Source organism: Leucobacter sp. USHLN154 (assembly GCF_037145595.1).
Taxonomy (GTDB): Bacteria; Actinomycetota; Actinomycetes; order Actinomycetales; family Microbacteriaceae; genus Leucobacter; species Leucobacter alluvii.
In genome coordinates this window covers 136,575-149,614 of sequence record NZ_JBBCXF010000007.1, presented here as the reverse complement: position 1 = coordinate 149,614, position 13,040 = coordinate 136,575, and the positions used below count along the sequence as shown (strand labels likewise).

At 69.5% G+C, this 13,040-nt stretch carries 9 protein-coding genes; 4 read left to right on the top strand and 5 right to left on the bottom strand.

The window, feature by feature from the left end:
• Positions 1-4 precede the first annotated feature (4 nt).
• Positions 5-463 (top strand): hypothetical protein, encoded by a 459-nt coding sequence (locus tag WFH23_RS13270; RefSeq protein WP_090150044.1) that lies wholly within the window; start codon positions 5-7, stop codon positions 461-463.
• 24 nt (positions 464-487) lie between these two features.
• On the opposite strand, the gene WFH23_RS13265 is transcribed toward WFH23_RS13270, so the two are convergent.
• The 3 genes from WFH23_RS13265 to WFH23_RS13255 form a co-directional block, all read right to left on the bottom strand.
• On the bottom strand, positions 488-1,750 hold the full coding sequence (locus tag WFH23_RS13265) for a pyridoxal phosphate-dependent aminotransferase (RefSeq protein WP_336662878.1): 1,263 nt from the start codon (positions 1,748-1,750) through the stop codon (positions 488-490).
• Positions 1,744-5,427: a TM0106 family RecB-like putative nuclease gene (locus tag WFH23_RS13260; protein WP_336662877.1), complete on the bottom strand. Its 3,684-nt coding sequence runs from the start codon at positions 5,425-5,427 to the stop codon at positions 1,744-1,746. Before WFH23_RS13260 ends, WFH23_RS13265 begins: the two co-directional genes overlap by 7 nt.
• Before the next feature lie 125 nt (positions 5,428-5,552).
• The gene (locus tag WFH23_RS13255) at positions 5,553-6,854 is read right to left on the bottom strand and encodes an ATP-binding protein (RefSeq protein ID WP_090150052.1); all 1,302 of its coding nucleotides are present in this window, start codon (positions 6,852-6,854) and stop codon (positions 5,553-5,555) included.
• Between the two features lie 343 nt (positions 6,855-7,197).
• Here WFH23_RS13255 and WFH23_RS13250 point away from each other — a divergent pair, with 343 nt between their 5' ends.
• From WFH23_RS13250 to WFH23_RS13240, 3 genes are all read left to right on the top strand, one after another.
• Positions 7,198-8,814 carry a DEAD/DEAH box helicase gene (locus WFH23_RS13250; protein WP_336662875.1) on the top strand — a complete coding sequence of 539 codons (1,617 nt, stop codon included), beginning with the start codon at positions 7,198-7,200 and terminating at the stop codon, positions 8,812-8,814.
• Between the two features lie 213 nt (positions 8,815-9,027).
• On the top strand, positions 9,028-10,251 hold the full coding sequence (locus WFH23_RS13245; RefSeq protein ID WP_090150058.1) for an MFS transporter: 1,224 nt from the start codon (positions 9,028-9,030) through the stop codon (positions 10,249-10,251).
• Between the two features lie 118 nt (positions 10,252-10,369).
• Positions 10,370-11,317 carry a DUF4349 domain-containing protein gene (locus WFH23_RS13240; protein WP_336662874.1) on the top strand — a complete coding sequence of 316 codons (948 nt, stop codon included), beginning with the start codon at positions 10,370-10,372 and terminating at the stop codon, positions 11,315-11,317.
• Here the strand turns inward: WFH23_RS13240 and WFH23_RS13235 are convergent.
• Both WFH23_RS13235 and WFH23_RS13230 read right to left on the bottom strand, forming a co-directional pair.
• Positions 11,274-12,638 carry a flavin monoamine oxidase family protein gene (locus WFH23_RS13235; protein WP_336662873.1) on the bottom strand — a complete coding sequence of 455 codons (1,365 nt, stop codon included), beginning with the start codon at positions 12,636-12,638 and terminating at the stop codon, positions 11,274-11,276. The two genes, WFH23_RS13240 and WFH23_RS13235, sit on opposite strands and share 44 nt — an antisense overlap.
• Positions 12,590-13,024: a hypothetical protein gene (locus WFH23_RS13230; protein ID WP_336662872.1), complete on the bottom strand. Its 435-nt coding sequence runs from the start codon at positions 13,022-13,024 to the stop codon at positions 12,590-12,592. Before WFH23_RS13230 ends, WFH23_RS13235 begins: the two co-directional genes overlap by 49 nt.
• Positions 13,025-13,040 lie beyond the last annotated feature (16 nt).

Below are 13,040 nucleotides of genomic sequence, written 5' to 3'. Positions count from 1 at the left end.
ACTCATGGATTTGAAGTTCTCATTCGGAGGGGCGTCTCCCGATCATCATCACGATGACGGGGGCGCCCCTTCGGGCATTCCGCTCCCCTTCACGACTGTGACGCCGGGTTCGACCAGCGCTGATCTCGAAGCGGCGGTGCGCCGCGATGGGGCGCTCGTCGTGGGCGAGGTCGTGACCGGCGACGGGGTCACATATGCACGCGCCGAGGTGCCCCTGCACGGCGAGCAGCAGGACCCCGCCGTCCTCGGCAAAGCGGCGCGCTCTGCGCTTGCCCGCGCGGTCGCAACACTCGAAGGCCCGCTCGCCGAGTCGGTGCGCACGGTCGTATTCTCGCTGGGCGCGGACTCCCGGAGTGCCGTTCAGTGGCTCGGGATCGCGGATCTCGGCGCGCCCGCCGTCGACGAGGCCCTGCAGCGCCGCATCGGAATCGCCGCAGGCACTCCGATCCGCATCGACGGGTAGGGCGACGGTTTCGTCGCTGCCGCGTCAGCCCTGGAATCGGATGATGCGGTCGAGCGCCTCCGCCACGGCTGGTTCTCCGGCCGCATAGGAGAGGCGCACAGCTCGCGACCCGTCTACGGGGTCGAAGTCGACGCCCGGTACGACCGCGACGTCAGCGTCCGCGAGCAGGCGCCGTGCGTACTCAACCGAATCCGTGAAGCGCTCGAGCTGCGGCCCGAGCTCGGAGTAGTAGTAGAACGCGCCGTCCGAGGGGGCGGCGACGCCCCAGCCGAGCGAGCTTTCAGCGTCGAGAATCAGCTGGCGTGCCCGGGCGAACCCCGCCACAATGGCGTCGCGCTCGGCATACGTCTCGGGCGAGAAGGCGGAGAGCGCGAGTTCTTGCGCCGGGGCCGGCGGTGAGAGGGCGAAGTTCGAGGCGAGTGCTTCGAATGGACCGACGAGCGCGTCCGAAAGGATCGCCCAGCCGAGACGCCACCCCGTCATGCCCCAGTACTTCGAGAACGAGTTGACGACGATCGCCTCGGCGTCGAGCTCGCGAGCGGTCACGCCGCGATGGTCCGCTCCGTCGCCCGCGAATGTGATGCCGTGATAGATCTCGTCGCTCACGAGGCGCACGCCGCGCAGCGAGCACCAGGCGACCAGTGCCGTGAGCGCCGCGCGGTCGAGCATGGTGCCCGTCGGATTGGCCGGGGACGCGATCACGAGCCCCGCGAGGTCGCCGTGCTCCGCGACTGCCGCGTCGAGCAGCGCGGGTGTCGGCTGGTAGCGACTCTCGGGCCCGGTGGGGATCTCGACGACGTGCACGCCGAGCGCGGTGAGAATGTTGCGGTACGCCGGGTACCCGGGGCTCGCGAGGGCGACCCGGTCACCGGGATCGAACGCTGCGAGGAATGCGAGCTGGAAGGCTCCGGATGAGCCGGTGGTGATCGCAACGGTGGCTGGATCGATCTCGACGTCGTACCACTCCCGGTAGTGCCCTGCGACGGCTTCGCGGAGTGGGGCAGTGCCGAGGGGCCCGGTGTAGCCCGCCGGCTTCAGCGTGCCCGGAATGGCTCGCGCGCTCGGCTCTCCAGCGCAGAGCGAGACGACGTCGTGGCCACCGGCTCGGCGCCGCGCGATTTCGTCGGTGATCCGCATGACTTCGAACGCCGGAATGCTCGACCTTCGCGAGACACCGGGCCGCACCGCGACGGACCGCGGTGCTGTCTGCTCGCCGGCTGCGGATCCTGACCGCGGCGGCAGCGGCGTGGACGGCGGCGTCTTGAGGGGTCCTCCAGGATTCACCATGACTCCACGTTAGCGGGGTGGGCTCGTTCCACAAGGCGCAGATAGCCGGAGAGCGCAGCGACTCCCTCGGCGCTCGTCGGCAGGCCGTCTCCGAGCCGGTCGGAGGAGATGATGTGGGCGGCCCACTGCGCTCGGCTGATCGCCACGTTCAGTCGGTTTCTCATGAGGAGGAATTCGAGACCACGAGGAACGTCGGCGGCGCTGGACGCGGCGAGGGTCACGATGGCGATCACCGCCTCCTGACCCTGGAACTTGTCGACGGTGCCGACCCGGACCTCGCCGAGGCCCGCACGGTGCAGCTCGCGCGACACGCATTCGACCTGCGCATTGTAGGGCGCGACTACGATCAGGTCGGCAGGGGTGAGCGCTCGATCGACGTCGCCGACGGTGCGCAGCGTTCCCTGCAGCGAACGACGAACGACTTCGACGACCCGTTGCGCCTCCGCTTCGGAGTGCGTCGAATTGCCGCTGTGCTGCACCGCGTGCCAGTGCACGCCCGCTGCGCCGACGCCGATCACCTCGCGTTCTGAAGCGCTCGCATGCGCGTGCAGGCGGCCCTCGTATGCCAGCTCGGAGACCACTGCCGCGAGCTCGGGTCTCATGCGCCTGGTCTCTGCGAGGAAGTAGCCGAGGTGCTCGGGGATCGTCTCGTGCTCGCCGAGCAGCCACCCCAGCGCCGAGGTGTCGACCGGCTCGGGGTGCGATCCTTGCGAGACCTGGGGCAGCTGCTGCGGGTCTCCGAGCAGCAGCACGCGGCGAGCGGCGACCGAGGCGGCGATCGTCGGGGCCAGCGAGAACTGGCCGGCCTCGTCGACGACGAGCAGGTCGAGCTCTTGCCGCGCCACTCGTTCAGCGTTGCTGAAGTCCCATGCGGTGCCTCCGATGACAGCGCCGCGCTCGGCGCGTCGATGCCCCGCGAGAAATGAAGCCTGCCCACCGCTGCGGAGCACTGTGTACGGCGCTGCGGCGACATCTGCGGGGTCCGCCCCTCGCTGGGCCGCCTTCCCGACCAGGGCCGGGGCCAGTCCGGCTCGCACGACGCCCGTGAGTACGTTCTCGACGACCCGATGCGATTGGGCGACGACGCCGATGGTCCACTGGTGTCGCTCGACCAGCTGCCGGATGACGCGGGCGGCGAGATAGGTCTTTCCCGTTCCCGGCGGACCCTGCACGGCGAGCGCTGACCGATCGAGCTGCAGCAGGGAGGCGATGACGGCTCCGATTCGGCGCGCGTCGACATCGCCACCCGCTGCCTCGAGCGCCTGCCCGGACCCGGGCGAGACGAGCGCCGTTCCCCCGCTGAGACGCGGCGGTACTCTGCGCAGCAGGTCGACCGCCGGATCGGCGGGAAACGATCCGCGATCCAGCGACCGGGCGAGCGCGGCACCCCACTCTTCGATCGCGCTCTTCTGGGCGCCAGCACGCGGCGGCGGCCCGGGCGTCAGCGCCACCGGGAGGACTGCATAGTGCTCGACCTTCGCCGGCAGGGTCTCTTGCACCGTCGCGCCGTCGTCGCGGGCTTCGAGGATGCTCACCTGCCTCGCGCCGCGGGAGCCCGGCGCGGCGCCGTACTGCGGGAAGGGCGATGGGTGCGCGTACAGGGCGAACGCGTCGCCGTTCTCCCGAAACCGCGATCCAGGGGCGGCTTCCCCGGCGAGGCGCATGTGCCGCCGCTCGGCGCGCGCTCGCGGCGGCACATGCCAGTCCGCCTCGACGCGGCTCGAACTCGGATCCACGACGAGCACGTCGCGCGTATCCGCCCAGTCTTCGATGGGATCGACCATTCGGGCGAAGTGGGCCCACCAGAACGATTTCTGCTCGCGCTCGTGATAGTCGATGGCGCTCGCTGCGAGGGCGGCTGCGGCTCGGTCGGCTGGCCGATCGTGCTCGGCGAACGCAGTGGCGTGTTCTGCGAGTTCGGCGCCGATGCGGCTCAGCTCGAGCTGCGGCCGGCTCTCGGACAACGCGGGCTCAGGAACATACGGTGCGACGCCGTGCTCCTCGGCGAGCCGCAGCAGCCAGTCGCGCAGCCGCAGCGTCGAGACGCAGTCGTAACGGTTGTAGTCGCCGATCGCATCCATGCGCCGCTGGCCCTCGAGGCGGATCGCCGGGTCTTCGGAGCTGAGCTGAGCGCTCGCCTCGGCATACTCGGTCACCGACTGCGCGCCGCTCGTCACGCCCGCTTCGTCGCGCAGTTCGTCGCCCATGTAGAGCGGTTCGAGCTTTTTGATCGAGTACGATCGCGTGCCGACGCGAAGTGCCGCGCGCACGATCGGATACAGGTCGACGAGCACGTGCTCGCGGAGCAGCGCGTCGACCTCCGCTTCTCCGACGCCGTGGCGGGCGGCGATGGAGGCGAGGTGCGTGCGCTCGTATGCGGCGTAGTGGTAGATCTTCATGCCGGGGTACCGCTGCCTGCGCTCCGCTACGCACGCGAGAAACGCTTCGAGGGCGCGTCGCTCTGCCATGAGATCGTGCGCCCAGATGGCGGTGAATCGCTCGTCAGTATCGACCATTCCGAAGAGATAGTCGATGCCCCAGTGCGCGGTGTCATCGGGGCCAGGAGCTCGAAACAACGGGTCGCCCTCGAAATCGAAGAAGAGGTCGCCGGGGTTCGGCTCGGGGATCGCCGCGAGCGCGCCCGGCTGCGCGACGAGAAACGGCGGCGCGGATCCTTCGCCGGCAGCCAGTGCCCGCACCTGCAGCTGCGCCTGCTCCGCGAGCCGGAGCAGCACGGGACCAGCGACGCCCGGCACCTGCACGGTCTCCGAGTGCACCGGATCGAGAGCCTCCGCGACGCGGTCGACGGTGTCGAGCCCCGCGGCGACGAGCGCATCTCGTTGCGTGGCGCGGATGCCGGCGATGATCAGCGGGTCGCGGGTGCGCTCCACTTCGGGGGTGCAGACCTCGCATCGCCCGCAGGCGACGATGCCCGAGGCGCCCCAGGCGATCGGCTCGGCGTGCGAGCGATCGCCGTCGAGGCCGGCTGCGCTGAACCGTGCGGTGAGCAGGGCGTGCATGCGAGCCCGACGTGCGCGAAACACGGGAGCGATGTCGGAGATGCGGTGTCTCGATTCGGCGCCGTCTCCCAAGATGAGCACCGCCGTCTCGGCAACGGCCACACCGACGCGCTCGAGCTGCTCGGCGTAGGCCGCGAGCTGCATGAGCGCCGTCACCTTCGCTCGGCGCGCGAGCTTCGTGTCTTGCACCTCGTACCGGCCGTCGGGAAGGCGGCGCAAGAAGTCGGCGAATCCGACGAACCCGATTTCGGGCTCGCCACCTCGCGCCGGGCGCTGCTCGGGGTCGAAGAATGTCGCCTGAAAGACGACCTCGGCGCCGCCCGCGAGCGCTCGCACGGTCTCGAAGGCGACCGCCCCGAGGTCACTCGCCGACATCGATTCGGGTCGCGGCACTGAGACCACTCCCCCGGCAGAGCCGCTGGTGCCCGCACCGAGCCGGTCGATGTAACCCGCCAGCACGCGCTCCTCGTGCGCGTCGCCGAGACGTGCAGCGCGCTGCAGCATCGGGTCGTCGTCGGGCGGCACCGCCACATCGCGACCGAGTTTCGCGTCGAATCGGCGCAGAAAGGCGAACTCGCAGCGGCTCGCCGCAGTGAGGTCGCTCGCGCTGGTGACGACGCGATGCCCGGCACCGGCCGGCCGATCCTGCACGAACATGCGCGCTCCCTTCATCGACGCCGCGATGGGTGCCGGCTCGATGGCCTGCGCGGCGGCTGCCTCCGACGCTACCGCGTGCGTCCGACATCGAGTGCTGGCAGCGCTGCGCCAGAGAGAATCGACGGCTACAGGCGGGCCAGCGCCTCGATGTCCTCGAGAAAGGCCTCCTGCTGCTCCGTCGAGACGGTGGCGCGCGTCACGGAGAGCGCCGCGGTGTAATCGTCGGTCGAGAGATGCGTGGGCGATGTCGCGGACGCGGCGGAGCGAGCCGCGTCCTCCCCGCCCCTGAGCACTCGCGCCAGCGCATCCTGGGAGGCGCGACGCGCGGCGTACTCGATATCGGCGGGCGTGAGCCCTTCGCTCACCCGAACGAGCTGAGCGAAGTCGATCGCGGGCGACACGCTGGTCGGCACGTACCGGCGCCAGATCGCCTCTCGGGCCTCGGCGTCCGGCAGTCCGATGGGCAGCACGTAGTCGAACCGGCCGTGCCTGAGAAAGGCCGCGTCCAGCGCGCGCACGAAGTTCGTCGCGCACACCAGCAGCATGCCCTCCCGGTCGCGGAAGTCCGCGACGACCTTGAGCAACTCATTGGTGACACCCTGCGTCGGCGTCGGCGGGTCGCTGCGCTGCGACGCGATCTCCTCGACCTCGTCGATGAACACCACGCCGTGCTCCAACTCCGCGATCTGCTCGAAGACGGCCCGGAGCGAGGAAGCCATACTCGTGACGCCGTCCCCGAGACGCGACGGGAAGACCTCGATGAACGGCCAGTCGAGCCGCGATGCCACGGCCTTCGCGAAGGTCGTCTTCCCCGTGCCGGGCGGCCCGAACAGCATCACCGCGTGCGGCGGCACCACACCGTACCGGTCGGCGAGATCGGGCTGCGCGAGCGGCGCCACGAGGCGCTCCTCGAGCAGCTGCTTCTCGTGCCGCATCCCGGCGACCTGCTCCCACAAGTGGCGGGGCAGGATCCGACCGCCCAGATCCTTCAACAACTCGAGCTCGCGTCGCTGCACGGGCATCTGCCGCTCCAAGTAGCGCAGGTTGTGCTGCAACTGGAATCCGTTCGAGGTGAGCAGGTCGATACGACTGCTCTCCGGCGTCAGCACCGAGAGCGTGCCGAGCCCGAGCGGCGCCATCTTCCGTTCGAGCGCGTCGAGCAGCGCGCCAGAGGTATTGTCGCTGCGCGCATCCTCATCGACCCCGAAGAACACGATCCACCCCTGCGCGTGGGCCGCCCGACCGACCGCGGCGGCCACCACGTGATCATCGCGGACCGCGACCACCGCATGGTCCTCGCGACACGAGGCGGTGACCTCGGCGAGCGAGTACACCGGCTGCTCCGATGTGGAGTGCGCCTCCCACCACAAGCGGACGACCGCGTCGAGGTCGTCGTCGTGGAATTCGCGTATCGTGATCCGTCCCATGGCCACATGCTGGCAGAGTGCGGGCCGCCTCCGACACTCATCCCGTCACAAAACGTACGAAAGAACGCTCGATCTTTCACACGGGAGAAAACGCCGCGGCCGTGCACGGCTCTCAGCCAGACCCGCTAAGCTGGTCGTTGCGAGTCGGCCGAGCCGGCTCGTGCGTCGCTGATTCTCAGCAGGCGGCGGTCGAGACTTCGACCCGCCAGACCTCGGACTCTCTGCGGCGAACGGATGCGCAACCGCGCACTCGCCGACTTAGCCGCGACGCCGCGCGTTACGCCTGCCAGAGCCATGCGCTCGAGGTACGACGACGGCTCGCGCTTGTGCATGAAAGGTCCCCGTGACCGAACAGACCACCGCCCCAACGCCTTCCTTCCTGGATCTCGGGGTTCCCGCACCCATTGCAGACGCCCTCGCCAAGAACGGCAAGGACGCACCCTTCCCGATCCAGCGCGACACGCTTCCCGACACGCTCGCCGGGCGCGACGTGCTCGGCCGCGGCCGCACCGGCTCGGGCAAGACGATCGCGTTCGGCATCCCCCTGGTGGCGAACCTCGCCGAGGATGCGGCCAAGAAGCGCCGCCCGAGTCGCCCGCGCGCGATCGTGCTCGCCCCGACCCGCGAGCTCGTCACCCAGATCGCCGAGACGCTGAAGATGCTCGCCGACCCGATGGGCGTCAAGGTCACGACCATCTTCGGCGGCGTGCCGCAGCGCCGCCAGGAAGTCGCCCTCGAAGGCGGCATCGACATCGTCGTCGCCGCACCGGGTCGCCTCGACGACCTCATGAAGCAGCGTCTCGTCGATCTCAGCTCGGTTGAGATCACGGTGCTCGACGAGGCCGACCACATGGCCGACATGGGCTTCCTGCCCGTCGTCACGCGCATTCTGAACGCGACGCCGAAGCAGGGACAGCGTCTCCTCTTCAGCGCGACCCTCGACAACGGCGTGGACAACGTGGTGAAGAAGTACCTCCACGACCCGATCCGGCACTCCGTCGATTCCGCCGAGTCACCGGTTCCGCAGCTCACGCACCACGTCTTCGAGGTCGCGGGCAAGGATCAGAAGGATGCGCTCATCGAAGCGCTGGCGTCGGGCACCGCTCGCCGCATCTTCTTCACCCGGATGAAGCATCAGGCCAAGAAGCTCGCGAAGCAGCTCACCACCGCCGGCATCCCCGCGGTCGAACTGCAGGGAAACCTGTCCCAGAACGCGCGCGACCGCAACCTCGCCGAGTTCGTGAGCGGCGAAGCCCGGGTTCTCGTGGCGACCGACGTCGCAGCGCGCGGCGTGCACGTCGACGGCGTCGATCTCGTCGTGCACATCGACCCGCCCGTCGAGCACAAGGCGTACCTGCACCGCTCGGGTCGTACGGCCCGCGCAGGCAACGAGGGCGATGTCGTCACGCTGGTGCTGCCGGAGCAGCGCGGCGAGATGCGTCAGATCATGCGTGCAGCCAAGATTCACGTCACGCCCCGTACCGTGAACCCGAGCGCGGCGAACATCGATCCTGAGGTGCTCTCGCTCATCGGCGAGATCGCGCCCCGCGTCGACCCCCGCGAGACCGAGCGCAAGCGCGCGGCGGCGCAGACGGCACAGCAGCGCGCCGCCGGCCACAGCCCGGCGGGCGAAGGATCGAGCACGGGAGCGAACGCGAAGCGCAAGCGCTCGCGCGGCGGTCGCGGTCGCAGTGCCGGATCGGCGAGCGCCGGTCAGGGTCAGTCGGGTGACGGCCAGCAGCGACGGTCTTCGGGCCAGGGCTCCGGCGCTCAGGGCGGCGGCGGACAGCGCCGCGGCGGACAGGGCGGCGGTCAGGGCGGACAGAGCCAGCAGGGCGAGCGCGGGCAGTCGCGCGGCCAGGGCGCTGGCGCCGGATCCGACGGCGGGCGTCGTCGATCGGGTCGTCGCGCCCAGAGCTCGGGTGGCACGGTCTACTCGACGAGCAGCACCAGCCGCTGACCGAAGCGGATCTCCAGCACTGCCGGGCGGAGCGATCATCGAGACGCTCCGCCCGGCAGTGCTGTCTCGTCTGCCGAACATGCAGCGGCGGGAAGGGGCGTGTCTCGTCGAGCGCCGCGGACACCTCGGATTCGCTCGCTCTTCATCGAAACGACGCGCGAATCAGTGGCCTGAGCACTCGAATATCGCCGATACCACGCGTATACTCGTCTGATGGGCTTGTATCGTGATCTGGGGAGCAATCCCGGCGTCTTCCGCGTGCTCGGGTCGCAGCTCATGGCGCGCTTCCCCTTCGGGATGCTGTCGATCATCGTGCTGCTCCACATTCAGCTCGCCTACGGTGACTACACCTCCGCGGGCATCGTGCTCGCGTCGCAGAGCGTCGGCCAGGCCGTCTCCGGTCCGCTGAGCAGCCGGCTCATGGGCAAGTGGGGCATGCGCCCCGTGCTCACCGTGACATCGATCGCGTGCTCGGTGCTGCTCGTGGTCATCGCCGTCGTGCATCTCCCCCTGCCCATCGTCACGGGAATCGCCCTGCTGGTCGGACTGACGACGCCGCCGATCACGCCCGCCGTGCGCACGATGTACCCGAAACTCGTGCCGGGCAAGCAGTTGCAGGCGCTGTTCTCGCTCGACGCAGCCGCGCAGGAGATCATCTGGGTGATCGGCCCGGTCGTCGCCGTTTTCGTCACCTCGCAGTTCAGCACCGCTGCCGGCCTCTGCGTTGCAGCGGGCTTCATGCTGCTCGGCGGCGCCTGGTTCATCTCGAGCCCGGCGCTCGGGCAAGTCAAGCTTCCGCCCTCGAAGCGCGGGCTGGGCGCCGTGCTGCGGTACCCGACGGTGGTCATCGGCACTGTCGTCAGCTTCTTCTTCGTCGCTTCGTTCGCAGCGATCGAGGCGGGCATCGTCGCCGCATTCGTCGGGCCGAACGGCGGGCACGGCAGCATCGAATCGGGCATCGTGCTCGCGATCTTCGCCGGAGGCTCGCTCGTGGGCGGTCTGCTCATCGGGCACCGCGAGATGCGGCCCTGGTCGCCGGCGCTCCGCATCCTCCTCGTGCTCGCGGGAACCTCCGCGTGCCTGCTCAGCCTGAACATCTGGTGGCTGAGCGCCGTCCTGTTCATCGGCGGTCTCGGAACTGCGCCCACCTTCGCCGCGATCTCGAACATCGTCAGCTCCACCGTCCGCTTCTCCGAAACCGCCGAAGCCTACGGATGGATCGGCACCGGCACCCTCGTCGGTGTGGCAACCGGATCGGCCTTCGCCGGCATCGCGATCGACATCGCGGGCGCACACGGTGCCATCGCCGTCTCAGCTGGGCTGCTCGTCATCTGCGCGATCATCGCCGTCTCGACCCTGCGTTGGATGCCCGATCTCAAGGGCCGCTCGATCGAGCCCCCGGCAGAGACCGGAACGCTCTCCATTCCGCTTCCGTAGCATCGCGCCCTGGCTGAGCGGGAAACACGGCGACGCAACTACTGCACCCCGCTCGTTTCGATGCAGCACCTCATCGTTCGCAGCCGCGAACGAGCCCGCCGCGGCTTACGATGAAGCCATGCATCCCAGACGCTTGTCGGCCCGACGCCCGCGCCGCACGTACGCCGCGCTCCTGACGGCCGCGCTGCTGCTCATCCCGCTCTCCGCGTGCACGGGTGCTGAGCCCGCCGACTCAGGTGCCCCTTCCTCAGGCGCCGCTCCCGCACCCCGTTCTGCATCGTCGGAACCAGGGGTTGCCAGCGATGAGGCATCCGGGCAGGATGTCTCGACCGAACGCTCCGTGATCCGCACGGGCGAGCTGCTGATCGAGGTCTCCGACCCCTCCGGGGCGATGGATCGCGTGCGTGCCATTGTGACCGACCTCGATGGCACGATCGAGTCGGAGCATGTGCAACGTTCAGGCGACGGGGCGAACGCCGAGGCGAGCATGACGGTGCGCGTTCCCTCCCAGCGACTCGATGACGCGTTCTCCGAACTCGCGGGGGTCGGGTCGGTCGTCTCGCAGAGCCGTTCGGCCGTCGACGTCACCGCCGAGCGCGTCGACCTGCAGGCGCGCGTCGAGGCACTCGAACGGTCAGTGCAGCGTCTCACCGATCTCATGAGCGGGGCTGCGACGACCGGCGAGCTCATCGAGGCCGAGTCCGCGCTCGCCGAGCGGCAGCAGGAACTCGATGGATTGCGCGCCCAACTCGAGGTGCTCGAGGGCCAGGTCGACGAGGCGACCGTCACCGTGACGCTGAGCGCGCCGAGTGCGCTTCCGGGTGGCGGGCCGGCCAACTTCTGGGAGGGGCTCCTCACCGGTTTCGCATCGATGGGGGCGGCGGCATCGGGCGCACTCGTACTGCTCGGGGTGCTCCTGCCGTGGCTCCTCCTGGGTGCACTGGGAGCGGGGGCCGCGTGGTTCGCAGTGAGGCGAACTCGACGGCGGCGCACGCGGCTCACCGCTGAACCGGCCTCCGAAACTAGGAGGCGGTCGTCGTCGGGGCCTCCGGAGCCAGAGCCGTGAAGTCGAGCGCCCGGCCGAGGATGCGCTCAGCGGCCCGGTGCCCGGAGTAGAGCGCGGCGGTGACGGTCGCGGGATCCTCCGTCCACGTCGCTTCGCCGGCCAGGTGCAGCACGCCGCCGGATCCTTCTGCTCCGCCGATCGGCGTGGCGAGCACATCGTGGTGCTCGGTGCGGGAACCCGGCGTCATGAAAGCGTATGAACCGCGCGAGTAGGGGTCGTCTCGCCACCGCGAGACGCGGACGGTTTCGGGGTCGGTCACGGCGACGCCGTAGATCTCGCGGAGCGAGGCGAGCACCGAGGACGCGATCTCGTCGTCGTTCCACTCACGAGTCGCCTGAGCGCTGGGGCCCGCGGCGAAGGTGAGCAGGGTCGGCACCCCGTGCAGCTCGGTGAGGTCGTACCAGGAGTGCCACCACAGCGCGGCAGGTCCCTGCCTGCGGATGGCGTAGACGTCCTCATCCCAGAAGCGCTCGGAGAACCGCAGGAAGATCTTCTCGAAGTCATTCATCTCGAATCCGGCGAGGGCCTTCGCCACCGGCTCTGGCAGCGCGGGATCGATGACGAAGTCCTCCGATGCGAGCACGCCGACGGGTACCGTCACCACGACGTGATCCGCAGCGAACTCACCGTGCCCGGTCACCACGGACGCACCCGCGTCCGACCATTCGACGCGCCGCACCACGTGCTCCAGGCGCACGTCGAGATCCTCGGAGAGCCCGCGTGCGAGCGCGTCGTATCCGCCGGGAAACACCACCTCATCGCCCTCGACCTGGTCGTCGTCGAGGCCGTGCGCGTCCAGGCGCTCGGCGGCGACGCCGTACTGCTCCTCCGAGCGGTGACGCAGGAACTCGCGCACGCGGGCCGCTCGTTCCGCATCCCAGTCGAGCTCAGCGAGAGCGCGATCGATGGCGTCGGCGTATGCTGACCCATCCGGGGCTGCGTCGATCATCGCGGCCAGCATCGTGTCTGCGGCGCGCAGATCGTCGGCGAACCTCGCAGCAGTCTCGGCGTCGAGCCGCGACCCCTCCGGTCCGTAGGTGGCGATCGGGCGACCGTCGGGCTGATAGCTGCCGACGGTGAACTCGATCGCGTGCATGTTCCAGGCGCGGGTCAGTGTGTAGAGCGCATTGTCATCGACCCCATGGATCCAAGAGGCTCCGATATCCGTGATCACGCCGTCCGCGTGCTCGCTCCAGGTGCGTCCGCCCACCCGATCGCGCGCTTCGAGCACGACCACTCGCTGGCCGTGCCTCGCGAGGAATCGCGCTGCCGTCAGACCCGATACTCCAGCTCCGACGACGATCGTGTCGAAACGCTCCATGGTGACCTCCCGCGGCCCGCCCGGAGGCTCCGGTCGCCCCACCCCTGCGCGCCGTTCTCAGCGTAGCGGAGAGCCGTCGTCGAGCGCTCGGGATCGTCGGCGCCGAGTACCGCGGAGAGGGCGTCGAGCTGCGCGCACAGCGCTCGCTCGCGCTGCACGTGCACCGCACGACGACGGAGCCACGGCGCGAGCAGACGCGTCACTGCCGGCATCATGATGAGGCACATGACCGGCGCGACGACGGTGACGACGATCGCGGAGCGTGCGGGCAGCGATACGCCGCCCCACCACGGCAGCATCGTGATCACCCACGAGGTCGCGACGTTGACCGGGTACATGCCGATCCAGATCGACAGGACCTTCTTCCACTGCAGACGCTCACCCATGGCTGTATTCCACGCT

Excerpts from the sequence above, each read along its gene's own strand:
- WFH23_RS13270 (WP_090150044.1), top strand. The coding sequence starts at position 5 with ATGGATTTGAAGTTCTCATTCGGAGGGGCGTCTCCCGATCATCATCAC.
- WFH23_RS13265 (WP_336662878.1), bottom strand. The coding sequence starts at position 1,750 with ATGGTGAATCCTGGAGGACCCCTCAAGACGCCGCCGTCCACGCCGCTG.
- WFH23_RS13260 (WP_336662877.1), bottom strand. The coding sequence starts at position 5,427 with ATGTTCGTGCAGGATCGGCCGGCCGGTGCCGGGCATCGCGTCGTCACC.
- WFH23_RS13255 (WP_090150052.1), bottom strand. The coding sequence starts at position 6,854 with ATGGGACGGATCACGATACGCGAATTCCACGACGACGACCTCGACGCG.
- WFH23_RS13245 (WP_090150058.1), top strand. The coding sequence starts at position 9,028 with ATGGGCTTGTATCGTGATCTGGGGAGCAATCCCGGCGTCTTCCGCGTG.
- WFH23_RS13240 (WP_336662874.1), top strand. The coding sequence starts at position 10,370 with ATGCATCCCAGACGCTTGTCGGCCCGACGCCCGCGCCGCACGTACGCC.
- WFH23_RS13235 (WP_336662873.1), bottom strand. The coding sequence starts at position 12,638 with ATGGAGCGTTTCGACACGATCGTCGTCGGAGCTGGAGTATCGGGTCTG.
- WFH23_RS13230 (WP_336662872.1), bottom strand. The coding sequence starts at position 13,024 with ATGGGTGAGCGTCTGCAGTGGAAGAAGGTCCTGTCGATCTGGATCGGC.